The sequence below is a fragment of the Leucobacter tenebrionis genome, assembly GCF_019884725.1.
Lineage (GTDB): Bacteria > Actinomycetota > Actinomycetes > Actinomycetales > Microbacteriaceae > Leucobacter > Leucobacter tenebrionis.
Genome location: NZ_CP082322.1, coordinates 3137721 through 3160192, shown reverse-complemented (window position 1 = coordinate 3160192; position 22472 = coordinate 3137721). Strand labels below are relative to the sequence as shown.

Genomic DNA, 22472 nt, shown 5'->3' with positions numbered 1-22472 from the left:
GAACCTAGGACCATGGAATTCGGGCTTCTCTCGGTCGTCGCGGTCATCCTCCTCGTCGGGGCGTCGATCCTGGGCAGCCGGATCCGAGTCGCGGCACCGCTGCTGCTGGTGCTGATCGGGATCGGCATCGGCTACCTCCCCTTCGTGCCCCTCATCGATGTCGACCCCGAGATCATCCTGGTCGTGGTGCTGCCCCCACTGCTCTATTCCGCGGCGGTCAACGTTCCCATCGTCGATTTCCGCCGCAACTTCCGGCCCGTGATCGGGCTCTCGGTGCTGCTCGTGATCATCTCGGCCATCGCCGTCGGGTTCGTCGTGCACTGGTTCGTCCCGGATATTCCGCTCGCGGCCGCGATCGCACTGGGCGCGGTCATCAGCCCGACCGACGCGGTGGCGGCGACCTCCATCGGCAAGCGGCTCGGCATGCCCGAGCGCGTGGTCTCGATCCTCGAGGGCGAGAGTCTCGTCAACGACGCGACGTCGCTCGTGCTGTTGAAGACGGCGACCGCGGCGGTCGCCGGCAGCTTCGTGCTGTCCTCAGCGACGGGTTCGTTCGTGCTCTCGGTCACGGTCGCGCTCGCGGTGGGTCTGCTCATCGGCGTGGTCACCGTGTGGATCCGTTCGAAGCTCAACAGCCCCGTGCACGACACGATCATCTCGTTCATCGTGCCGTTCGTCGCTTTCATCCCCGCCGAGGAGTTGCACGCATCGGGAGTACTGGCCGTCGTCGTGACGGGGCTCTACACCGGCCACCACGCCTCTCAGAGGTTCAGCGCGTCCGCCCGCACCAACGAGCGTCTCAACTGGCGCACAGTGCAGTTCCTGCTCGAGAACGGCGTGTTCCTCATCATGGGGCTGCAACTGCACTCGCTCGTCGCGCAGGTCGGCGAGAGCGAGCTGCGCCTCGAGCACATCGGTCTGCTCTCGATCGGGCTGGTGGTGCTGCTCATCCTGTGCCGTTCGGCATTCATGGTGCCGCTCATCGCGAGCATGCGCCGCGTCGCCGCCCGGTACGAGCGGCGCAACGCGGGCTACGCCCATCTCAACGAACGGGTGCAGAACTCCGGCATCGCGGAGAAGGCCGAGGGCCGCTTCAGCGAGCGTCTCCGCAGACTCGATATCCGCGCCAGGCGATCCGCAGCCGATCTCGAGCACGAGCGCGAGCAGCAGCTCGGGTGGCGCGACGGCGTCGTGCTGTCGTGGAGCGGCATGCGCGGCGTCGTCACCCTCGCGGCGGCGCAGTCGATCCCCGTCACCGTCCCGTACCGCCCTCAGATCGTGCTCGCGGCCTTCGCGGTCGCCGTGATCACCCTGCTGCTGCACGGTCTGACCCTGCCCGTCTTCATCCGCAAGCTGTGGCCCGACGGTGCTGGCACCGGACGGGAGAAGGCCGAGCTCATCTCACTCAGCCGCGAACTGTACGAGGCCGCCGATGAAGCGATCGACGAGGCCGTGGAGGAGGACGAGAGGACGCTCGAGAAAGAGCCCGGCGCCACGGACGACCCGAAGCATCGAGAGCAGTCGGAGTTTGCGGTGAAGCGCGCGCGGGCGAGCGCACGCAGTGCGCTGCTCCCTCTCGCAGCGGCGGCAGCACCGACGGTACCGGTACAGGCGCACGGGAGAGAGCACCCCACTCAGACGTACCAGCGCCTGGTGCGTCTGGCACTCGAAGCGCAGCGCGAGGCGCTGCTCGAGGAGCGCGCGATCGGCCGCTACAGTTCTCAGGCCATTCGCGCCGCGGAACTCGCCCTCGACGCGTACGAGACCAGGCTGACGCCGCCGTCCGGCAGATGACCGGGAGATGACCGGCAGCCGCCGAGCATCCCACGTCCGCAGAGAGCGCCGCAGCGCTATCGCGCGTCGGGCGCCTGCACCGGATTCTGGTGGTGACTGAAGACAATGCTCGTGCGGGTCGACGACACAGCGGGGTGCGCCGAGAGATGCTCCATCACGAAGTCGCGCACGTGATCCGAATCGCGCACGGCGAGATGGATGATGAAGTCTTCGACACCGCCGAGGAAGAAGAGCTGCATCACCTCCGGGAGCGATCTCAGCTCGTCGCTCAGCTCCGAGATCCGCTGCCTGGCGCCCGAGCGAACCGTCACGCTCACCAGCACCTGCAGCCCGAGCCCCATGGCTCGAGGGTCGACGGAGGCGGTGAACCCCTTGATGATCCCGCGAGACACGAGACTGCGCACGCGTGCGATGCACGTCGACGCGGCGACCCCCACCCGCTCCGCCAATTCGGCGTTCGTGACGCGGCCATTGACCTGCAGTTCCTCGACGATCTTGCGGTCCACCTGATCCAGGCCCGCATCAAGGCGCAGATTCTTCGAATCCTCAGCCATCACCCCTCCGCATTTGCTTCATGATCCTCCATTTTAGCGACTATTTCCGCAGAGAATTCATGTTTCTTTTGCGGAAAACGAATATGTTGCAGAATCGAGGCATCCCATGTCGTGATCTGCCAATTGACGATCAGCAGACGGACGGACCCTTATCGCATTCCGAACATTCTGGAGCAGACCATGCGCGTCGGTATCCCTACCGAAATCAAGAACAATGAGAACCGCGTCGCCATCACGCAGGCGGGCGTCTTCGAGCTGGCTCGTCGCGGCCACGAGGTGCTGGTGCAGGCCGGTGCCGGCCTCGGCTCGGCCATCACCGACGAGGAGTACATCGCCGCCGGCGCCAAGATCGTCGAGGGCGCCGACGACGTGTGGGCGCAGTCCGACATGATCCTCAAGGTCAAGGAGCCCATCGCCTCCGAGTACGACAAGCTGCGCAAGGGCCAGGTGCTCTTCACCTACCTGCACCTCGCAGCCGAGAAGGCTCTCACCGAGGCCGTGCTCGAGTCGGGCACCACCGCCATCGCATACGAGACCGTGCAGCTGCCGAACCGCGGTCTGCCGCTCCTCGCCCCCATGTCGGAGGTCGCGGGGCGTCTCTCGGTGCAGGTCGGCGCCTACTCGCTCATGAAGGCCAACGGCGGTCGCGGCATCCTCCTCGGCGGCGTGACCGCCACCCGCCGCGGCAAGGTCGTCGTGATCGGCGGCGGCGCCGCGGGTGAGCAGGCCGCGCGCATCGCCTACGGCATGGGCGCTGAGGTGACCGTGATCGACATCGCGATCCCCCGCCTCAAGCAGCTCGAGGACGAGTTCAACGGTCGCATCCAGACCCGCACCTCGAACGCGCACAACATCACTGAGGCGCTCAAGGAGGCCGACCTCGTCATCGGCTCCGTGCTGATCCCGGGCGAGAAGGCTCCGAAGCTCGTCACCGACGAGATGGTCGCGCAGATGAAGCAGGGCTCGGTGCTCGTCGACATCGCCATCGACCAGGGCGGCTGCTTCGAGAACTCGCGCCCCACCACGCACGATGACCCCACCTTCCCGGTGCACAACTCGATCTACTACTGCGTCGCCAACATGCCCGGCGCGGTGCCCGAGACCTCGACGGCTGCCCTCACCAACGCGACGCTCCCCTACGTGGTCGCGCTCGCCGACAAGGGCTGGGTGAAGGCGCTGAACGACGACGCCTCGCTCGCCAAGGGCCTCAACGCGCACGAGGGCGTCATCACCAACCACGGTGTCGCCCAGGCGTTCCCGGATCTCGCCTCGGCTTCGCTCGAGGAGACCCTCGCAGCACAGGCGTAAGCCTCCAGTCGCTGCTCAGCGGGCCCCGGTTCTTCGGAACCGGGGCCCGCTGCCGTGTGCGCGGGGCGCGGGACGCGCGGCGTCGCCGACCCCGCACCGCCATCCGTTTCGGGGTCACTTTCGGCCGTGTCGCCGATTCGGGGTCGTTTTCGTGCGTGTCGCGTCGCGCGACACGCACGAAAACGACCCCGATCGCCCAGGGGCGCGGGCGGTGAGGGCAGTGAAGGGCGGTGACGGCTGGCGGCGACGGCGGCGCGTGCGGCGAGGGCTGGCGGCGAGGGCGGTGAAACGCAGCGCGGAGGCGGCGGGGCGTACGCGCAGCGGGCGGGCGTAGGCTGGTGCATATGGATTTGAAGTTCACCTTCAACGGTGGTTCGCAGGCGTCCGAACACTCGCACGATTCTCACGCGGGGGCCTCCGGAGGTATCCCGCTTCCCTTCTCGACCGTGCCCTCCGCGTCGAGCAGTGTGCTCGAGCTGCAGGTTCGACTCGCAGACGAGTCAGTGATCGCAGAGGCGCTCTCCGGGGACGGGGTGAACTACTCGAGCGCTCAGGTGGAACGCGAGTCGGGCAGCGGTGAAGAACCGATCGCGCTGGGCAAGGCCGTGCGATCCGCGCTGGCCCGCGCGGTCGCCGGCCTGGAAGGGCCGCTCTCGGAGGCGGTCACGGCGCTGGTGCTGGATCTCCGCGGCGCGGAGGCCGAGGTGCTGCGTTCGCTCGGGGTCGCCGTCGACGAGACGGCGGATCCGCGGGCCGTGGTCGACGAGGCGTTGCAGCGCAGGATCGGCGTGGCCGCCGGGACTCCGATCCGTTTCGGCGACGCGCACGAGGCGTCCCAGGCCTGACGGCTGCGCCTGACTCAGCTTTGGAAGCGGATGATGCGTTCGAGCGCCTCCGAGACCGCCGCCTCGCCTGCAGCATAGGACAGTCGCACCGCGCGGTCGCCCGCGATCGGATCGAAATCGACACCGGGCACCACCGCGACGTCGGCTTCTTCGAGCAGCGCCCGGGCGTAGGCCACTGAGCCGCCGAAGCGCTCGAGCTGGGGGCCGAGCTCGGAGTAGTAGTAGAACGCGCCGTCGGACGGCGCGGCCACACCCCACTCGAGCTGAGGTTCGGCCTCGAGGATGAGTGCTCTTGCTCGCGCGAAGCCGGCCACCACCGCGTCGCGCTGGGCATAACTCTCTTCGGTGAAGGCCGAGAGCGCGAGTTCCTGTGCGGGTGCGGGCGGCGAGAGCGCGAAGTTCGACGCGAGCGCTTCGAAGGGGGCGACGAGGTCGGGCGGCAGCAGCGCCCATCCGAGGCGCCACCCGGTCATGCCCCAGTACTTCGAGAACGAGTTGATCACGACCGCCTCGGCGTCGAGCTCGCGCACGGTCACACCTCGTGCATCGGACGCGACACCACCATTGCGGGACTCCGCCCCGGCGTCCGGGAAGGTGATTCCGTGATAGATCTCGTCGCTGATGAGCCGTGCCCCGTTCATGCGGCTCCACTCCACGAGCGCCGCGAGTTCGGCGCGCGCGAGCATCGTGCCTGTGGGGTTGGCCGGGGAAGCGAGGACGAGTCCGGCGAGCGGACCGTGCTCTCGGACCGCGGCATCGAGCAGCTGCGGCGTGGGCTGATATCGAGTTTCGGGGCCGGCCTGGATCTCGACCACCTGCACGCCGAGCGCGGTCAGAATGTTCCGATAGGCCGGATAGCCAGGGCTCGCGAGCGCGACGCGGTCGCCGGGATCGAAGGCCGCGAGGAACACGAGTTGGAACGCTCCGGATGATCCCGTCGTCACCGCTACCGTGCCGGGATCCACGTCGACGCCGTACCAGCCGCGGTAGTGCCCGGCGATCGCTTCCCGCAGAGGTGAGGTGCCGAGCGGACCGGTATAGCCCGCGGGCTTCAGCGTGCCCGGAGCGGGACGCGCCCCCGGCTCTCCCGCGCAGAGGGAGACGACGTCGCGCCCCGCCGCGCGGCGATGGGCGATCTCGTCGGTGATCCGCATGACCTCGAAGGCCGGGATCCTGGATCGTCTCGACGGCCCGAGCACCGACGCTGCCGCCGGTTGACGCGCGGGGTCTTCCGTCTGCCGAAGCGTGGCCTCCGACTGCGGACGCACCGTCTCCGACGGCAGCGGCTCGAGACGTCGCGAGGGCGGAGTCTTGAAGGGGCCTCCTGGTTTCACCATGCCTCCCAAACTAGCGCGGACGGTCGTTCTGCGGCGCCGACTCGCGCGCTTCGGCGGTGCGCGCCCGCTCGATCAGGCGCAGGTACCCGGAGAGAGCCGCGAGCCCCTCGGCCGTGGTGGGAAGCCCGTCGCCGAGCCGGTCGGAGGACACGAGATGCGCCGCCCACTGCGCCCGACTGATCGCGACGTTGAGCCTGTTGCGCATCAGCAGGAACTCGAGGCCGCGCGGTACATCGTCGGAGCTGGAGGCCGCGAGGGTGACGATTGCGATCACGGCCTCCTGCCCCTGGAATTTGTCGACGGTGCCGACACGCACGCGCGCGAACCCGGCCGCGGCCAGCGCCTCACCGACCACCTCGACCTGGGCGTTGTACGCTGCGACGACGATGAGGTCGCGCTCTTCGAGCGGACGACGGGCAGCACCGCCCGCAGCACTCGGGTTTTCTCGCTCGGAAAGGTACCCCCGGAGCACTTCACGGACGATCCGCACCACCTCGGCCGCCTCCTCCACCGAGCTCGTCGCATTGCCGTGGTGCGCGACCGGATGCCAGACCAGCCCCGGAGGGCCGGCCCCGATCGCCTCGCGCCCCGCCGCGGTCGAGTGGGCGCGGAGCCGGCCCTCGTAGGCCAGCTCGGAGACGACGTCGGCGAGCTCGGGACGCATGCGGCGGGTTTCGGCGAGGAAGTACCCGAGTTCGTCGGGCACCGTCTCGTAGTCGCCGAGCAGCCAGCCGAGTGCCGAGGTGTCGACCGGTTCGGGGTGACTGCCCTGGGAGACCTGGGGCAACTGCTGCGGGTCTCCCAGAAGCAGCAGGCGCTCAGCCGCCACCGAGGCGGCGATCGTGGGGGCGAGCGAAAACTGCCCGGCCTCGTCGATCACGAGCAGATCGAGCGAGCCCCGATCGAACCTGGCGGGATTGCTGAAATCCCAAGCGGTGCCCCCGATCACGCACCCCCGGCCGGCGTGACTGTGGTCGGAGACGAAGCGCGCGTGTCCGTTGCGGGGCAACACCGTATAGGCAGGCGCCGGGGCATCCTCGGCGAGAGCTCCTCCCTGCGGCACCTTGCCGACCTGCGAGGCTGGCATTCCCGCTGCGACGGCCCCCTCGAGCACGTTCTCGACCACGCGGTGCGATTGCGCGACGACTCCGATGCGCCAGCCGTGCTGCTCGACGAGGTTGCGGATCACGCGGGCAGCGAGGTAGGTCTTGCCGGTGCCGGGCGGACCCTGCACGGCGAGATAGCTGCGGTCAAGACGCAGCAGGCTGTTCACGACCGCGCCAATCAGATCGGTCTCCTTCCCGTCGTTCTGCGCCGAACCCGGCTGCGCGAGGGCGCCGTCGCCCCTGAGCCTCGGCGGTACCCGACGGATGAGATCGACCACGGGATCTGCGGGAAACCGCCCGCGGTCGAGCTCTGCTGCGAGGCTCGCACCCCACTCCTCGATCGCCCCCTTCTGGGCACCGGCCGGCGGGGGCGGCCCGGGCACGAGCGCGAGAGGCAGGTCGGAGTACGGCTGTGCGTCGCCCAGAGACTCATCGATGACGGCTCCGTCATCGAGACGCTCGATGATCCTCACCCGTCGCGCGCCCCGAGCCCCGGGCGCCGCGCCGCGCTGCGGGAAGGGCGCCGGGTGCTCGTATAGGACGTATGCCTCGCCGCCCTCCCGCAGCGAGCTGCCCGGCGCCAGCTCACCGCGCAGTCGCAGTCGGCGACGCGAGACCCGCGCGCGCTGGGGCAGGTGCCAGGGCTCGTCCACCGCGCTGTTCGCACGGTCGACCACCAGAACGTCTCGCGTGTCGGCCCACTCCTCGAGCGGATCGACGAGTCGTGCGAAATGCGCCCACCAGAACGACTTCTGCTCGCGCTGGTGATAGTCGATGGCGCTCGCCGCCAGGGCGGCTGCGGCGCGGTCGCGCGGCCCCGCCGCCTCGGCGTGGACTGCGAGTGCGAGGGCCACCGGGCTCAGCTCGATCTCGGGCCCCGCGTCCTCTCCCCCATCGCTCCGCGCAGACGGGGTGACGCCCTGTGCCGCGCCGAGCTCGAGCAGCCAGTCGCGGAGGCGGAGCGTGGAGACGCAGTCGTAGCGGTTGTAATCCGCGATCGCGTCGAGGCGCCGCTGCCCCTCGTGCCGCTCGGTCTCGTCGTCGGAGGCGAGCTGCGCGCTCGCCTCCGCGTACTCGGTGACCGACTGCGCGCCGCTCGTCACGCCGGTCTCGTCACGCAGCTCCGCGCCCATGTAGAGCGGTTCGAGCTTCTTGATCGAATAGGAGCGGGAGCCGACCCTCAGTGCGCGACGCACGATCGGGTAGAGGTCGACGAGCACGTGATCGCGCAGCAGCTGGTCGACTCTCGCCTCGCCGACGCCGTGCCTGGCCGCGATGCTGAGCAGGTGGGAGCGCTCGTAGGGGGCGTAGTGGTACACGTGCATGTCGGGATAGCGGGACCGACGTTCGGCCACGAGATCGAGGAACTCCAGCAGCGCCCGTTTCTCGGCTGCGAGATCGTGCGCCCAGATCGGAGTGAAGCGCTGATCGACGTCGACCATGCCGAAGAGGTAGTCGATCCCCCAGCTCGAGTTCTCGCCCTGCCCGGGCTGCCGATACATGGGGTCGCCCTCGAAGTCGAAGAAGAGATCGCCCGGGCTCGGCTCCGGGAGCGCGGCGAGCGCGCCCGCATCGATGATGCGCAGCGCCGGCGGCTCCCCGGGGCGCGTCTCGAGCTGCACAGCGGCCTGGGCGCTCAGCCGTTCGAGCGCCTGCGGAGCGAGACCGTCGAGCGACGCCTTCCCGGAGGGCGCATCGGCGGCGAGCGCAGCGACGGCCTCGATCGTGTCGTACCCTTCCGCGACGAGCGCATCTCGCTGGCTCCGCCGAATGCCCGAGATCAGGAGCGGATCACGGCTGCGCATGATCTCGGGTTCGCACACTTCGCAGCGCCCGCACGCCGCGATCCCGTCGGCGCCCCAGGGAATCGCAGCGGCGCTCTCGCGGCTCCCGTCGGGTCCGGTCTCGCCGACGCGGCTTCGCAGCAACCGGTGCAGCCGCTCGCGGCGCGCGCGGAACACCGGCGCGATATCGGCGATACGGTGCCGCGAGCGCACGCCGTCGCCCAGGATCAGCACGGCTTCGTCGGCGACCGGGACACCCAGTCGTTCGATCTGCTCGGCGTAGGCCGCGAGCTGCATGAGCGCGGTGACCTTCGCCCGGCGCGCGAGTTTCGTGTCTTGCACCTCGTACGCACCGTCGGGCTCGAGCCGGAGGAAGTCGGCGAACCCGACGAAACCGATGTCGAGCTCAGCCCCCGACCCGGGGCCTTCGCCGCCGCGCTCCCGAGTAGCGTTCTCGATCCGCGGTTCGAAGAATGTCGCCTGGAACACGACGTCGGCCCGACCGCGCAGCGCCGCTACCGTCTGCTCGGCCACGGCCAGCAGCGCGACCTCGCTCATCGAGTCGGGCCGAGGGATCTCGACCACACCGCCCGCCGCGCCGACCGCGCCCTTCCCCAGGCGAGCGCGGTACGCCTCGAGCGTCCGCTCCTCGTGCGCGTCCCCCAGCCGAGCCGCCCGCGCGAGCATCGGGTCGTCGTCGGGCGGCACCTCGACGTTCCGCCCGAGCTTGGCATCGACCCGCCGCAGAAAGGCGAACTCGCACATGCTCGCGGCGGTCAGGTCGCTCGCGCTCGTCACGATGCGCTGCCCGAGGCCGTCGGCCCGATCCTGCATGAACATGGTGTGCCCCTTTCGCTGCCCTCGACGCTACCGGCCCCCACCGACATTCACGGGGTCCAACACTCGGCGGCGCGATGGGCCACGAGTAGACTCGGGGCGTGGACGCGACGAAGCAGCAGGAAGAAGACTCCCTCCTCGACGACGTCGACCGGGACATCATCGATGAGCTCCGAGTCGACGGCCGACTCTCGTTCTCCGAGATCGGGCGCCGCATCGGGTTCTCCGAGCCGACGGTGAGGCAGCGCTACAATCGTCTCGTCTCGCTCGGCATCATCTACGTCGTCGGCATGTACGACGAGACGAAGATCGGCGGGATCGCCGCTCACATCGGAATCCGCGTCACCGAGGTGCCGGTTGCGCGCGTCGCCGAGCAGATCGCAGACCATCCCAAAGTGAAGTACGTGGCGTGCGCGCTCGGCTACTACGACATCATCCTCGATGTGGTGGCGCAGGACGCGCAGGAGCTCGGAAGGATCGTGCTGCAGGATCTCCGACGGATCCGCGGCATCTCCGACCTCGAGACGCTCACGGTGCTCGAGGTGATGCGGGACACCTATCTGTGGCAGGGCTTCCGCGATCCTCTGCCGACCAATCGCGCCGGCAGACTCCTCACCCGTCCGGGTCGCTGATGCTCTGCCCCGCAGTGCCCCGCAGCCCCTCCCACGTGTAGTCCTTCGCGAGGGAGGTGACGATGATGGGCTGGATCGAGGCCACGCCAGGATGCCGCCGGATCTCATCGAGCAGGTCGATGAGACGGGGCTGATCCCGACAGGTCGCCTCGAGATAGAGGTCGTGCGATCCGGCGACGAGGGCGACGTGGTTGATCTGGCTGATGCCGAGCAGCCCGTTCGCAACCGCTCGCGGAGTCAGGTTGCGCACCCTGAGCAGGAGGCGCACGACCTGGTGCCCGAGCAGCAACGCGTTGCACAGCGCGACGATCTGCAGCACATCGTCCTCGCGCAGCTTCGAGAGCCGGGAGCGCACCGTCGACTGGGAGACTCCGAGCTCCTCCGCCAACGAGGCGAAGCTGCGTCGCCCGTCACGCGCGAGCATCTCGATGAGTCGTCGATCCAGGTCGTCCAGCATGCCAGCCCCCTCTCCCACCGGCGCTTCCCCGCCGCACACCAGGGTATCGGGTCGCGCGGAGCGGCCACGGGGCCGGAACGGGCCGCCACTCGACCGGGCTCGCGGCGGGCCCCATGACCGCGATGGTCAGCGGCGCTCCAACTCGCGCACGGCGCGCACGAGCTCTGCGTTGTCGCGCGGTGCCGAGCCGTCGGGCATCGTCACCCCGTCCTCGAATCCGATCCGAGTCTCGCAGCCGTCCTCGATGGCGGCCTCCACGACCGGCCAGACCGTCTCGTCGTAACCGTGATACAGAATCGGTGCGGTGACCCCCGCTTCGCGCAGCACCGCAGCGATCTCACGGCACTGCCCCACCGCGATTCCGGCGTCCTCGACCTCGGGCTCGATGAGCACCCGCACATTGCGGTACAGCGTGGGAGAAGCGAGCAGGGCCGGGACGTCCTCCATCGACCAGACGGCGGATTCCAGGATCATGCCTCGCTCGAGCACCAGCTCGGCCGCCTCGGCCGCGCCCTCCTCCGAGAACGCCACCGATGCGAAGTCCGGCAGGGCGTCGGCCGGCCAGGCGGCGACATGGGCCATGCGCTCCTCGTGCGATGAGACCGTCCATAGGCCGGTCGTGGTGCCGATGACGATCGACGGATCCGCGGCGCGCATAGCGCGGACCCATGCCCCGACCGCTTCGGGGCGGATGGTCTGCTCGCCGTCGTCCGTCAGCACGTGCGCGTGCACGACGTCGGCGCCCGCGGCAACGGCTGCGAGGCTCGCTTCCACGATCTGCTCGGTGGTGCGCGGCACAGCGGGGTGCTCCTCGGCGGATCGTCCACCGTTGATAGCGGCTTTCAGCAGCATGTCTGGTCCTTTCGAGAGGTATTCGGGCATGACGAAGCAGCGGCCTGCCGGCCGATCCTCGTCGAGGGTGATGCGAGGGTCTCCGCGAGCGCGGCGGCCCCTTTACTGCGGGGTGTCGCTCGAGAGCAGCGCCTCGACCGTCGCGCTCGCGCCGGTGAGTGCGCCCAGCGGCCTTCCGGCCCGGAGGTCGCCGACGAGCTCGGGTTCCTCTGCGTCATCGTCGAGTGCGATGTCGACGATGCGTTCGAGCACGTCGATCGGCACCGCCAGCACGCCGTTGGCGTCGGCGAGCACCGCGTCTCCGGGGCGCACGACGGCCCCTCCGCAGGTCACCGGCACGTTGACACCGCCCGCGTCGATCCCGTGCAGCTTGGTCGTGAGCATGCTGGTGCCCCGCGCGTGCACGGTCAGGCCGAGACCCTCGATCTCGTCGACATCGGTGACGACCCCGTCGACGACGGCCCCCGCAGCGCCGCGCACCGCGAGCTGGGCCGCCACCACTTCCCCGAGCGGGGCATGCCGACGATCGCCGCCGGTGTCGAGAACGAGCACCTGGCCGCGTTCGATCATGCCGGCCGCGTGATGCAGCGCCGTGGAATCGGTAGCGGTGGTGCGAACGGTGAAGGCGGTGCCGATCACTCGGCCGCCTGCCGCGACGACGCGTCGGATCTCGGGATCGACGAAGCCTTCCTCGAGGTAGTGGCCGAGGGTGGGAAAGCTCAAGCGCTCGAGCTTGGCCCGCAGTTCATCGGAGAGGCCTTTCGGGGTGCTCCCTGTGTGGAAGAACATCGGTGTTCCTTTCGGAGTCGGAGATTCGGAGACGGTTGAGGGCGCTGCGGGACGCCGGGCTACCGGATGCTGTATTCGAGTTCGATGCGGCGGTTGTCGAGCGCCGGGAGCATCCGTCGCGCGAGGCGCGTGCGCTCCTCGTCGATATCGGCGATGACGACGCCCTCCCCGTGGGCGTCAGCGCCGGCGACGACCACTCCGAGAGGATCGATCACGCGGCTGAGCCCGACCGAGTCGGCGCCGACCGTCCCTGACGCGAGGAACCAGCTCACGTTCTCGATGGCACGGGCCTTGGTGAGCACCTCCCAGTGCTCCTCCTTGCCCTTGCCCGAGACCCACGCGGCCGACAGCGAGATGACGTCGACCCCGCGATCCGCCATGCTGCGGAAGAGCTCCGGGAAGCGTATGTCATAGCAGTTCGCGATGCCGACCCGCAGCCCTTCGACCTCGATGATCGGAGGCAGTTCGGATCCTCGTGTGACGTAGGCCGACTCCCGGTAGGCGAACGCATCGTAGGTGTGCATTTTGCGGTAGCGGGCGATCTCCCCACCCGTGTGGTCGAAGGCGAGGATCGTGTTGTACGGCGTCCCCGCATCATTCGGCTCGTAGCCGGCCGCGATGATCGCTACACGGTGCTGCCGGGCGAGCTCGGCCAGCAGATGCTCGAAGCGAGGCCACACATCACGCACGATCTCCGCCATCCGGGGTTTGATCTCGTCGTCGGCGAGCAGTGCGGCCTCTTCGGGGAATACCACGAGGCCGGCGCCGCGCGAGGCCGCCTCCGCGGTGTAACGACGGATGGTGGCGAAATTGACGTCGGCGTCGATGCCGGGTGTCGTTTGAACAACGGCGACTCTCATCAGGACCTCTCTCAGTGGGGCTTGCAGTGCGGGTCGAGCCTCGGGCCGCGGAATCCGATGAGGGATCCGCGACCCGATCTCGAGGTGGAACAGAACGGAGGGGAGCAGCAGATCAGCTGAGCGGCAGGATCAGCGGATCACGATGCGCGCATCTTCGGGGCGCCAGCCGATGCGGAGCTCCTCGCCGACGGCGAGGCCGGGCAGATCCCGCTCCTTCACGAGGCTCGAGAGCGACACCTTGATCGGATGCCCCCCGACGGCGAGATGCACGTGCCACTCCTCCCCCAGAAAGGTGAGCGTCTCCACCGTGCCGGTGATCCCCTCGCCCGCTGCGTCCTCACCGCGACGAACCTCGATGCGTTCGGGCCGCAGCAGCAGGGTCCCCGCCTGCTCGCGATGCACGTCCTCCGCCAGCACGGCCGGGAGAATGCCGATGCCCTCGGCCGCGGCACCCACCTGCTGGCCCGCGGAGCCGGCAGGTACCGTCACATCGAGCAGGTTGCAGCTGCCGATGAAACCCGCCACGAAGCGCGTCTCGGGCCGGTTGTAAATGTCCTCCGGCCCCGCGACCTGCTGCACGACGCCCTCGGACATGACGGCGATACGGTCCGACATGGTGAGCGCCTCCTCCTGATCGTGCGTCACATAGATGAACGTGATGCCGACCTCGCGCTGCATCCGCTTGAGCTCGTACTGCATCTCCTTCCGGAGTTGCTGGTCGAGCGCGCCGAGCGGCTCGTCGAGCAGCACCACCTTGGGTCCGGAGACCACGGCCCGAGCGAGCGCGACCCGCTGCCGTTGACCGCCCGAGAGCTGATCCGGCTTCCGATCCCCGAGGTGGGCGAGCCTGACGAGCTCGAGCGCCTCCTTCGCCCGCCGATCGGCCTCCGCCTTGGGCACACGACGCACTCGCAGTTCGAACACCACGTTGTCGAACACGGTCAGATGGGGGAACAGCGCGTAGCTCTGGAAGAGCATGTTGAGGTCGCGGTTGCGCGTCGGCGCGTCCGTGACGTCGACGCCGCCGAGCCGCACCCGGCCTCCGGTCGGTGTCTCGAAACCGGTGATCATGCGCATGAGCGTCGTCTTACCGCAGCCGGAGGGGCCGAGGATCGAGAAGAACTCGTTCTCACGGATCTCGAGATCGAGCGGGTGCACCGCGAGGTGCCCGCCGAAGCTCTTCGAGAGGCCCTCGATCTCGACGGCCGGCGCGGTAGTTGTCGTGTTGTGCGTATTCATGATCCCAATCGCTGTTCGCTCGAAGCTGCCGTTGCGCCTGAAGGTCAGGAGGCCTTCACCCGGGTCCAGCCGTCCTGGTAGAACTTCATCGCGGCACCGGGGTCGACGATGAAGTCGGCGTTGGCCACCTGCTCCTCCGAGGCGTAGACGGCCGCGTTCGCGAGGAGGCCCTGGTCCGTCACGTGCTCCTGGGCGGCCTGGTTCGCACTCGCGAGACCGCCGTCGTTCGTCGCCATCGCAGCGATCTCGGGGCGCAGCAGGAAGTTGATGAACTCGTACGCGGCCTCCTGGTTCGGAGCGCCCTTCGCGATCGCGAGGCCGTCGACCCAGAGGCTGCCGCCCTCCTCGGGGATCACGTAGTGCACGTTCTCGTTGTCCTCGACGATCTTCGCCGTGCTGGTGCCGCCCCAGGCCTCGGAGATGCAGACGTCGCCGTTCGCGACGAGCTCGCCGTAGTTGGTGGAGTTGTACCCCGCGAGCATCTTCTTCTGCTCGATGAGCGATTCCGTGGCCTTGGCGATCTCCTGCTCGTCCGTGCTATCGGCGTCGAAACCGTTGACCTGCAGACCGGCGATGTAGGCGGCGAGCATGTTATCGAGCATGTTCACCTTGCCGTCCCACTTGGGATCGAAGAGCGACTTCCAGCTCGTGATCTCCTCGCCGCCGGTGCACTCCGAGTTGTACAGCAGTCCGGTGGTGCCCCATACCCACGGCACCGAGTACTCGAGACCGGGGTCGTAGGTGGGATCGGCGAACGTCGACGCGATGTTGTCGATGCCCTCGATCTTCTCCTTGTCGAGCGGTTCGATCAGTTCCTGGCCCACGAGCTGCTGCACGGCGTACTGGCTCGGCTCGATGATGTCGTAGCCCGAGTTGCCCGCCGCGAGCTTCGAGATCATGGTTTCGTTGCTGTCAAAGCTGTCGACGTTGACCTTGATGCCGGTCTCCTCCGTGAAGGCGTCGAACACGCTCTGCGGAATCTCGTCTGCCCAGGCGTAGACGTTGAGTTCGGTGGAGCCGCCCTCCGAGCCGCCGCTGCAACCGGTGAGCGCCAGCGCGGCGACGATGCCGGCGGCTGCGAGAGTCTTCTTCTTCATGTCGGTGTTCCTTTCGATGGAGCGAGGTGGAGCGAGTTCCGGGGTGTTACGAGCGCGAGTCGACGAGGATGCGACGCATCTGGGTCACACCGACGGCGAGCACGATCACGAGGGTGAGCAGGATCAGCAGGGCGCCGAGCGCGTTGATGCTCGGGGTGAGGCCCGTCTTCAGGCTCGAGTAGATCCGCAGCGGCAGGGTGGTGGATCCGACTCCGCTGAGGAAGGTCGACATCACGATGTTGCTGAACGACGTCGTGAAGCTCAGCAGCCAAGCCGCGACGACCGCGGGCCTCAGCAGCGGGAAGTAGACGCGGGTGAAGGTCTGCCAGGGGGTGCACCCGAGGTCCGTCGCGGCCTCGGGCAGGCTCGGGTCGAGCATGGCGGCGGAGCTCATGAGCACGAGCGTCGCAAGGGGCAGCGAGACGATGAGGTGGCCGAGCACGAGCGTCAGAATGCCGAGCGGGATCTTCGTCGCGCTGAACACGCTCAGCAGTGCCACGCCGAGCACGATCTCGGGCACGACGAGGGGCAGCGCGATGAGCGCGAGCAGGCCGCCCTTGCCGCGGCCACGGTAGCGCGCCATGCCGAGGGCGAACATGATCCCGACGACGGTCGCCACGGTCGCCGCCAGAACGGCCACGACCGCGCTGGTGCGGAGCGTCTGCATGAGCGCTCCGTCCTGGAACAGGTCGACGTACCACTGCAGGGTGAGCCCCTCGAAGCGGGTGTTCGTGCCCGCGGCGTTGAACGAGTAGACGATCACGGCGGCGATGGGCAGGTAGAGGAAGACGAAGACGGCGCGGGCGATGCCGTTCACGATTCGGTCCACGGGCTACGCCCCTTTCTTGTTCGACGTGCGCTTCATCAGGAGCCCGATCAGGCCCATCGAGAGCACCATGAGCACCAGCAGCACCATCGATACGGCCGCGCCCATCGGCTGATTGCGGAACTCGGTGTAGAGCGTGACGATCAGGTTGCCGACGAGCGGATCCTTCCCCCCGCCGAGCAGCACCGGGATCACGAAGACGCCCATCGTCGGGATGAAGGTGAGCAGAGCGGCGCCGAGGATCCCCGGGCGGCTGAGCGGCAGGATCACCCGCCGGTGCACACCCCACCAGGTGCAGCCGAGGTCCGTCGCGGCCTCCTTGAGCGAGGGGTCGATCGATCGCATGGACGCGTAGATCGGGAAGATCGCGGTCGGCAAGAAGGCGTACAGCAGACCGAGGACGACCGCGACGTTGCTCGGGATCATCGAGAACCCGGTGATCCCGAATATCCCGAGCAGTCCGGCTATGGGGCCTCCGGATCCGAGGATCGTGATCCACGCGAAGGTGCGAACGAGGAAGTCCGTCCAGAAGGGGATGATGATGAGCAGCAGGAGCAGGCCCTGTCTGCCCTCGGGCCGCGAGACGATGTAGTACGAGGTCAGGTAGCCGACCACGATGCACACGACGGTGTTCAGCAGACCGAGGCCGAGCGAGAACAGCAGCGTCTTCGAGTAGACGGGATCGAGCAGTTTGGCGTAGTGCTCGATCGTGAAGCCGCCCGTGATCCCTCCGTAGTCGTCGGCGACCGCGAAACTGTTCCGTGCCACGATGAACAGCGGAAGGATCCCGAGCAGCACCACCGATGCCACTCCCGGGATGAGCAGCAGCAGCGATCCACGCTTCGGCCGTTCCTTCCGGCCAAGGTGAATCATGCGTGTCGTCGATGTCACGTTGCTCCTTTGCACTCGCCTTCGGTCTGTGTACTCACTCCATCCTGGGCGCGGGGCGAGGGCCGCGCACACAACTGGGGTGCGGAATCCGTGGAAGACGCGGCCAATCTTCACGCAGTCCGCGAGAGCGTGCCGGACCGAGCCCGGCATCGGCGGCGGGAACGACGAAGATTCGGTGCATCCCTCCGCTGCCGCGGCGCGGCCGCCACTGATTCAGTTCCGCGGATCCCCGCACTCAGTATGACGGCAGCAGCGGCAGCAGCGGCGCAGCGGCGCAGCGGCGCAGCGGATACTGCGACTCGCTCCGCTCTCGCAGCAGGACGGAGAACCGCTCGTACCGCAGGACGGAGAACCGCTCGTACCGCAGGACGGAGAACCGCTCGCGCCGCACGACGGGGAACTCCTTCCGCAGTATGTCGAGGAGCGGCTCCTACAACCGCGCGAGCGTCTCGATATCCTCCAGGAAGGTCGTCAGCTGCTCTTCCGACACCGTCGCGCGCGTCACGGCGAGCGCCGCCAGGTAGTCGTCGGTCGAGAGGTCGGTGCGGGATCGGGCCGCGTCTTCCGGCGCGCGCAGCGCCCGCGCGAGCGCCTCCTGCGACGCCCGCCTGGCCGCGTACTCGATATCGGCGGGAGTGAGCCCCGCGCTCTCGGAGACCAGCCTCGCGAAATCGATGCCGGTCGCGACCTGCGGGGGCACGTACCGCCGCCAGATCGCCTCGCGCGCCTCCTCGTCGGGCAGCCCGATCGGCAGCACGTAGTCGAACCGGCCGTGGCGCAGGAACGCGGCGTCGAGACCGCGCACGAAGTTCGTGGCGCACACGAGCAACAGGCCCTCGCGCGCCCGGAAATCGGCGACGATCTTGAGCAGCTCGTTCGTCACACCCTGCGTCGGAGTGGGCGGATCGCTCCGCTGCGACGCGATCTCCTCGACCTCGTCGATGAACACGACCCCGTGCTCGAGCTCGCCGATCTGCTCGAAGATACCGCGTAGCGACGCCGCCATGCTCGTCTTCCCGTCACCCAGACGCGAGGGGAAGACCTCCACGAAGGGCCAGTCGAGCCTCGAGGCGACGGCCTTCGCGAACGTCGTCTTGCCGGTGCCGGGAGGGCCGAACAGCATCACGGCGTGCGGCGGCACGACGCCGTAGCGATCCGCCAGGTCGGGCTGCGCGAGCGGGGCCACGAGGCGCTCCTCGAGCAGCTGCTTCTCGCGGCGCATGCCGGCGACGTTCTCCCACAGATGGCGGGGCAGGATCCTGCCGCCCACGTCCTTCAGCAGATCGAGCTCGCGCCTCTGCACCGGCATCTGCCGCTCGAGATAGCGCAGGCTGTGCCGCACCTGGAACCCGTTCGACGTGAGCAGGTCGAGGCGGCTGCCCTCGGGCATCAGCACCGACAGCGTCGAGAGGCCCAGCGGCGCCATCTTGCGCTCGAGGGCGTCGAGCAGCGCCCCCGAGACATTGCCCGAGCGCGATTCCTCGGCGACCCCGAAGAACACGACCCAGCCCTGCGCGTGTGCGGCCCGCCCCACCGCCGCGGCCACGACCTTCTCGTCGCGCACGGCGACCACCGCGTGATCCTCGCGGCAGGAGGCGGTCACCTCGGCGAGCGAGTACACCGGCTGCTCGGCCGAGGATCGCGCCTCCCACCAGAGCTGCACGACCGCGTCGAGGTCGTCGTCGTGGAAATCCCGGATCGTGATGCGTCCCATGGAGCGATCATGCCAGATCAAGCGGATGGCTGCGTCGAGATACGGATTTCACAGGCCTGATCCCGGTTGGGCGTGCGAGATCCGTATCTCGGGGGCGGTTCGCAGCGGCGTCCGGTAGAGTGGGCTTCACGGGTCGACCGAGTTCGACCCCATCGTCGCTGATTTTCAAGCGTGATCCCCGGCTCGACTCTCGCAGCCCGGCGATCCGCACCGGTGCCACGGCACCGCGACTCTCCGCGGCGAACGGATGCGCGATCCCGCGCACTCGCCGATCCAGCAGCGACGCACGGCCTCCGGCCCGCCGGCATCCGGTGATGCCCGGCCCGGGCGCCCCTGTCGCCCGCTGCACAGAAAGAAAGGTCCACGTGACCGACACCACTGCACCCACGTTCGAATCGCTCGGCGTTCCCGCGCCCATTGCGCACGCGCTCGACAAGAACGGCAAGACCTCCCCGTTCCCGATCCAGCGCGACACGCTGCCCGACACGCTCGCCGGCCGCGACGTGCTCGGCCGCGGCCGCACCGGCTCGGGCAAGACGATCGCCTTCGGCATCCCGCTCGTCGCGAACCTCGCCGCCGATGCGGCCGCGAAGCGCCGACCCAGCCGCCCCCGCGGCATCGTGCTCGCACCGACCCGCGAGCTCGTCACCCAGATCGCCGAGACCGTCAAGATGCTCGCCGACCCGGTCGGCGTCAAGGTGACCACCATCTTCGGCGGCATCCCCCAGCGCCGCCAGGAGGCCGCGCTCGAGGCAGGCGTCGACATCGTCGTGGCGGCTCCGGGCCGCCTCGACGACCTCATGAAGCAGGGCCTCGTGCACCTCGACGGCGTCGAGATCACCGTGCTCGACGAGGCCGATCACATGGCCGACATGGGCTTCCTGCCCGTCGTCACGCGCATCCTCAACAAGACCCCGAAGGTCGGCCAGCGCCTGCTCTTCAGCGCGACCCTCGACAACGGGGTCGACAACATCGTCAAGAAGTACCTGCACGACCCGATCCTGCACTCCGTCGACAGCGCCGAGAGCCCCGTACCCCAGCTCACCCACCACGTCTTCGAGGTGGCGGGCAAGGCGCAGAAGGACGCGCTCATCGAGGCGCTCGCGAGCGGCACCGCGCGGCGCATCTTCTTCACCCGCATGAAGCACCAGGCCAAGAAGCTCGCGAAGCAGCTCACGGCCGCCGGCATCCCCGCGGTCGAGCTGCAGGGCAACCTGTCGCAGAACGCCCGCGACCGCAACCTGGCCGAGTTCGTTTCGGGCGACGCGAAGGTGCTCGTCGCGACCGACGTCGCCGCCCGCGGAGTGCACGTCGACGGCGTCGATCTGGTGGTGCACGTCGATCCGCCCGTCGAGCACAAGGCGTACCTGCACCGCTCCGGCCGCACCGCTCGCGCCGGCAACGAGGGCGACGTCGTCACCCTCGTGCTGCCCGAGCAGCGCGGCGAGATGAAGCAGATCATGCGCGCCGCGAAGATCCGGGTCACCCCCAAGCAGGTGGACCCCATGGCTCGGAACGTCGATCCCGAGGTCCTCTCGCTCATCGGCGAGGTCGCGCCGCGCGTCGACCCGCGCGAGACCGAGCGCAAGCGCGCCGAGGCCCAGGCCGCGCAGCAGCGCGCCGCCGGGCACGCCCCCGCCGGCGAGGGCAAGTCGACGGGCGCCAATGCGAAGCGCAAGCGCTCGCGCGGCGGCCGCGGGCGTAGCGGCGGGCAGGGGTCGGCGTCGGGCGGCCAGGAGCGCTCGGGCCAGCCCCAGTCCCGGAACGGCCAGGGCGGCCAGCGCCAGCGCACCGATCGCGGCGGCGCTCAGCAGGGCGGCTCCCAGCAGGGCGGCGGGCGGGGCCGTTCGACCCAGCAGGGCGGCCGCGGCCAGGGCGGCCAGTCGCAGGGGTCGCAGTCGCAGGGCGGCGACGCCCCGCGCGGGCAGCGCCGCAGCGGGCGCCGCGCTCAGGGCGGGGCGATCTACTCGACCAGCTCCGCGATGTAGCTCGCAGCTCCACCCGGGTCGGGCGGCCAGACGGCACCCCTCGGCCGCCCGGACGGGCCCGCCTGTAATTCGGGGTCGCTTGCGGCGCTTCTCACCACGCAGAAGCGCCGCGAGCGACCCCGATTTCGATTGGAGCGGCGGGATCCCATGAGATCCCACTCCCTCCCGGTCACGGTATCGGCACCGACACGCACTGTTCACCCCTGATTTCGTCGTCGATAGCACTGCATGAAACGGATACCCGCCATATACTGATCTGATGGGTATTTACGGGGCATTGGCGCAACAACCGGGGGTCGTCCGCGTACTGGTTTCGCAGCTGCTCGCCCGGTTCCCGTTCGGAATGCTCTCGATCATTCTGCTGCTGCACATCCAGTTGGCCTTCGGCGACTTCACGTCGGCGGGCATCGTCCTGGCGGCGCAGAGCATCGGGCAGGCCATCTCGGGCCCGCTCAGCGGACGCATCATGGGCCGCTTCGGCATGCGCCCCGTACTGGCGTCGACCTCGCTCATCTGCACGGCGCTGCTGGTGACGATCGCGTTCGTGCACCTGCCGCTCGCGACCGTGGCGGGTATCGCCTTCCTCATCGGCGTGACCACGCCTCCGGTCACCCCGGCCGTGCGCACGCTGTACCCGAAGCTGGTGCCCAGCAAGCAGCTGTCCGCCCTGTTCTCGCTCGACGCGTCGGCACAGGAGATCATCTGGGTGCTCGGCCCGGTCGTGGCGGTGTTCGTCTCCTCGCAGTTCGGGACGACGGCCGGCCTCTGCGTCGCAGCCGGTTTCATGCTGCTCGGCGGCGCCTGGTTCATCATGAGCCCGGCCGTCGGGTCCGTGAAACTGAAGCCCTCGAAGCACCGCTTCGGTGCCGTGCTGCGTTATCCGACCGTGGTCATCTCGACCGTGGTCGGCCTCTTCTTCGTCGCATCCATGTCGGCGGTCGAGGCGGGCGTCGTCGCGGCCTTCGCCGGTGACGGGCACGACGGATCCGGGGGCCACGGCAGCATCGAATCGGGCATCGTGCTCGCGCTCTTCGCCGGCGGGTCGCTCGTCGGCGGCCTGCTCATGGGACACCGCGAGATGCGCCCCTGGTCGCTCGCGCTCCGCATCGGCATCGTGCTGGCCGGCATGCTCGCCGCGATGGTGAGCCTGAACATCTGGTGGCTGAGCATCGTGCTCTTCCTCGGCGGCCTCGGCACGGCGCCCGCGTTCGCGGCGCTGTCGAACATCGTCGCGTCGACCGTGAAGTTCTCCGAGACGGCCGAGGCGTACGGCTGGGTCGGCATGGGCCAGCTGGTGGGCGTCGCGATGGGCTCCGCGCTCGGCGGTGTGGCGATCGACGTGATGAACGCCCGCGGCGCGATCCTGGTGGCGGCGCTGATGCTGCTGACCGCGGCGCTGATCTCGCTCGCCTCGGTCCGCTGGATTCCGGATCTCAAGGGCCGCACCATCGAGCCGCCTCCCGAGACCGGCACGCTCTCGATCCCGCTCAACTAGAAGGTCGCGGCGCGCCGCGGTCTCGGTAACGGTTCGGTCGCACACAGGGAAGGCGCAGCACTCTCGC

At 68.9% G+C, this 22472-nt stretch carries 19 protein-coding genes; 6 read left to right on the top strand and 13 right to left on the bottom strand.

What is annotated here, in order from left to right; translation table 11 throughout:
* Positions 1-12: 12 nt before the first annotated feature.
* Positions 13-1794 (top strand): cation:proton antiporter, encoded by a 1782-nt coding sequence (locus KVY00_RS14475; RefSeq protein ID WP_223043570.1) that lies wholly within the window; start codon positions 13-15, stop codon positions 1792-1794.
* A gap of 56 nt (positions 1795-1850) precedes the next feature.
* Here KVY00_RS14475 and KVY00_RS14470 read toward each other — a convergent pair whose 3' ends face one another.
* On the bottom strand, positions 1851-2348 hold the full coding sequence (locus KVY00_RS14470; RefSeq protein ID WP_223043569.1) for an Lrp/AsnC family transcriptional regulator: 498 nt from the start codon (positions 2346-2348) through the stop codon (positions 1851-1853).
* 180 nt (positions 2349-2528) lie between these two features.
* Here KVY00_RS14470 and ald point away from each other — a divergent pair, with 180 nt between their 5' ends.
* Together ald and KVY00_RS14460 are read left to right on the top strand one after the other, a co-directional pair.
* Positions 2529-3656 carry an alanine dehydrogenase gene (gene ald / locus KVY00_RS14465; protein WP_223043568.1) on the top strand — a complete coding sequence of 376 codons (1128 nt, stop codon included), beginning with the start codon at positions 2529-2531 and terminating at the stop codon, positions 3654-3656.
* Positions 3657-4000: 344 nt separating this feature from the next.
* Positions 4001-4501: a hypothetical protein gene (locus tag KVY00_RS14460; protein ID WP_223043567.1), complete on the top strand. Its 501-nt coding sequence runs from the start codon at positions 4001-4003 to the stop codon at positions 4499-4501.
* A 14-nt stretch (positions 4502-4515) separates the two neighbouring features.
* Here the strand turns inward: KVY00_RS14460 and KVY00_RS14455 are convergent, their stop codons facing one another.
* Both KVY00_RS14455 and KVY00_RS14450 read right to left on the bottom strand, forming a co-directional pair.
* Positions 4516-5655 carry a pyridoxal phosphate-dependent aminotransferase gene (locus KVY00_RS14455; RefSeq protein WP_394358290.1) on the bottom strand — a complete coding sequence of 380 codons (1140 nt, stop codon included), beginning with the start codon at positions 5653-5655 and terminating at the stop codon, positions 4516-4518.
* Positions 5656-5848: 193 nt separating this feature from the next.
* Positions 5849-9568 carry a TM0106 family RecB-like putative nuclease gene (locus KVY00_RS14450; RefSeq protein WP_223043565.1) on the bottom strand — a complete coding sequence of 1240 codons (3720 nt, stop codon included), beginning with the start codon at positions 9566-9568 and terminating at the stop codon, positions 5849-5851.
* 98 nt (positions 9569-9666) lie between these two features.
* On the opposite strand from KVY00_RS14450, the gene KVY00_RS14445 reads away from it, so the two are divergent.
* Entirely contained in the window at positions 9667-10197 is a 531-nt protein-coding gene (locus tag KVY00_RS14445) for an Lrp/AsnC family transcriptional regulator (protein ID WP_223043564.1), read from the top strand.
* Here KVY00_RS14445 and KVY00_RS14440 read toward each other — a convergent pair.
* The 10 genes from KVY00_RS14440 to KVY00_RS14395 all read right to left on the bottom strand — a co-directional run bounded on the left by KVY00_RS14440 (position 10178) and on the right by KVY00_RS14395 (position 18922).
* Entirely contained in the window at positions 10178-10654 is a 477-nt protein-coding gene (locus tag KVY00_RS14440) for an Lrp/AsnC family transcriptional regulator (protein WP_223043563.1), read from the bottom strand. The two genes, KVY00_RS14445 and KVY00_RS14440, sit on opposite strands and share 20 nt — an antisense overlap.
* A gap of 126 nt (positions 10655-10780) precedes the next feature.
* On the bottom strand, positions 10781-11506 hold the full coding sequence (locus tag KVY00_RS14435) for a 3-keto-5-aminohexanoate cleavage protein (protein WP_223043562.1): 726 nt from the start codon (positions 11504-11506) through the stop codon (positions 10781-10783).
* Between the two features lie 102 nt (positions 11507-11608).
* A complete protein-coding gene (locus KVY00_RS14430; protein ID WP_223043561.1) occupies positions 11609-12295 on the bottom strand; it encodes an RraA family protein in 687 nt (228 codons plus the stop codon).
* 59 nt (positions 12296-12354) lie between these two features.
* Positions 12355-13155 (bottom strand): carbon-nitrogen hydrolase family protein, encoded by an 801-nt coding sequence (locus KVY00_RS14425; protein WP_223043560.1) that lies wholly within the window; start codon positions 13153-13155, stop codon positions 12355-12357.
* 129 nt (positions 13156-13284) lie between these two features.
* The gene (locus KVY00_RS14420; RefSeq protein WP_223043559.1) at positions 13285-14394 is read right to left on the bottom strand and encodes an ABC transporter ATP-binding protein; all 1110 of its coding nucleotides are present in this window, start codon (positions 14392-14394) and stop codon (positions 13285-13287) included.
* Between the two features lie 44 nt (positions 14395-14438).
* A complete protein-coding gene (locus KVY00_RS14415) occupies positions 14439-15491 on the bottom strand; it encodes an ABC transporter substrate-binding protein (protein ID WP_223043558.1) in 1053 nt (350 codons plus the stop codon).
* A 46-nt stretch (positions 15492-15537) separates the two neighbouring features.
* The gene (locus KVY00_RS14410) at positions 15538-16320 is read right to left on the bottom strand and encodes an ABC transporter permease (protein ID WP_223043557.1); all 783 of its coding nucleotides are present in this window, start codon (positions 16318-16320) and stop codon (positions 15538-15540) included.
* A gap of 3 nt (positions 16321-16323) precedes the next feature.
* Positions 16324-17208: an ABC transporter permease gene (locus tag KVY00_RS14405; RefSeq protein ID WP_255572663.1), complete on the bottom strand. Its 885-nt coding sequence runs from the start codon at positions 17206-17208 to the stop codon at positions 16324-16326.
* Between the two features lie 235 nt (positions 17209-17443).
* Complete coding sequence (locus KVY00_RS14400) at positions 17444-17599, bottom strand: hypothetical protein (RefSeq protein WP_223043556.1); 156 nt, start codon at positions 17597-17599, stop codon at positions 17444-17446.
* Positions 17600-17638: 39 nt separating this feature from the next.
* Entirely contained in the window at positions 17639-18922 is a 1284-nt protein-coding gene (locus tag KVY00_RS14395; RefSeq protein WP_223043555.1) for an ATP-binding protein, read from the bottom strand.
* Positions 18923-19287: 365 nt separating this feature from the next.
* Here KVY00_RS14395 and KVY00_RS14390 point away from each other — a divergent pair, with 365 nt between their 5' ends.
* Complete coding sequence (locus KVY00_RS14390) at positions 19288-20910, top strand: DEAD/DEAH box helicase (protein WP_255572662.1); 1623 nt, start codon at positions 19288-19290, stop codon at positions 20908-20910.
* A 259-nt stretch (positions 20911-21169) separates the two neighbouring features.
* The gene (locus KVY00_RS14385) at positions 21170-22405 is read left to right on the top strand and encodes an MFS transporter (protein ID WP_223043553.1); all 1236 of its coding nucleotides are present in this window, start codon (positions 21170-21172) and stop codon (positions 22403-22405) included.
* Positions 22406-22472: the final 67 nt, after the last annotated feature.

Coding starts and splice junctions, on each gene's coding strand:
- KVY00_RS14460 (WP_223043567.1), top strand. CDS start 4,001: ATGGATTTGAAGTTCACCTTCAACGGTGGTTCGCAGGCGTCCGAACAC.
- KVY00_RS14475 (WP_223043570.1), top strand. CDS start 13: ATGGAATTCGGGCTTCTCTCGGTCGTCGCGGTCATCCTCCTCGTCGGG.
- KVY00_RS14385 (WP_223043553.1), top strand. CDS start 21,170: ATGGGTATTTACGGGGCATTGGCGCAACAACCGGGGGTCGTCCGCGTA.
- KVY00_RS14440 (WP_223043563.1), bottom strand. CDS start 10,654: ATGCTGGACGACCTGGATCGACGACTCATCGAGATGCTCGCGCGTGAC.
- KVY00_RS14450 (WP_223043565.1), bottom strand. CDS start 9,568: ATGTTCATGCAGGATCGGGCCGACGGCCTCGGGCAGCGCATCGTGACG.
- KVY00_RS14435 (WP_223043562.1), bottom strand. CDS start 11,506: ATGCTGCTGAAAGCCGCTATCAACGGTGGACGATCCGCCGAGGAGCAC.
- ald (WP_223043568.1), top strand. CDS start 2,529: ATGCGCGTCGGTATCCCTACCGAAATCAAGAACAATGAGAACCGCGTC.
- KVY00_RS14415 (WP_223043558.1), bottom strand. CDS start 15,491: ATGAAGAAGAAGACTCTCGCAGCCGCCGGCATCGTCGCCGCGCTGGCG.
- KVY00_RS14455 (WP_394358290.1), bottom strand. CDS start 5,655: ATGCGGATCACCGACGAGATCGCCCATCGCCGCGCGGCGGGGCGCGAC.
- KVY00_RS14395 (WP_223043555.1), bottom strand. CDS start 18,922: ATGGGACGCATCACGATCCGGGATTTCCACGACGACGACCTCGACGCG.
- KVY00_RS14470 (WP_223043569.1), bottom strand. CDS start 2,348: ATGGCTGAGGATTCGAAGAATCTGCGCCTTGATGCGGGCCTGGATCAG.
- KVY00_RS14425 (WP_223043560.1), bottom strand. CDS start 13,155: ATGAGAGTCGCCGTTGTTCAAACGACACCCGGCATCGACGCCGACGTC.
- KVY00_RS14420 (WP_223043559.1), bottom strand. CDS start 14,394: ATGAATACGCACAACACGACAACTACCGCGCCGGCCGTCGAGATCGAG.
- KVY00_RS14430 (WP_223043561.1), bottom strand. CDS start 12,295: ATGTTCTTCCACACAGGGAGCACCCCGAAAGGCCTCTCCGATGAACTG.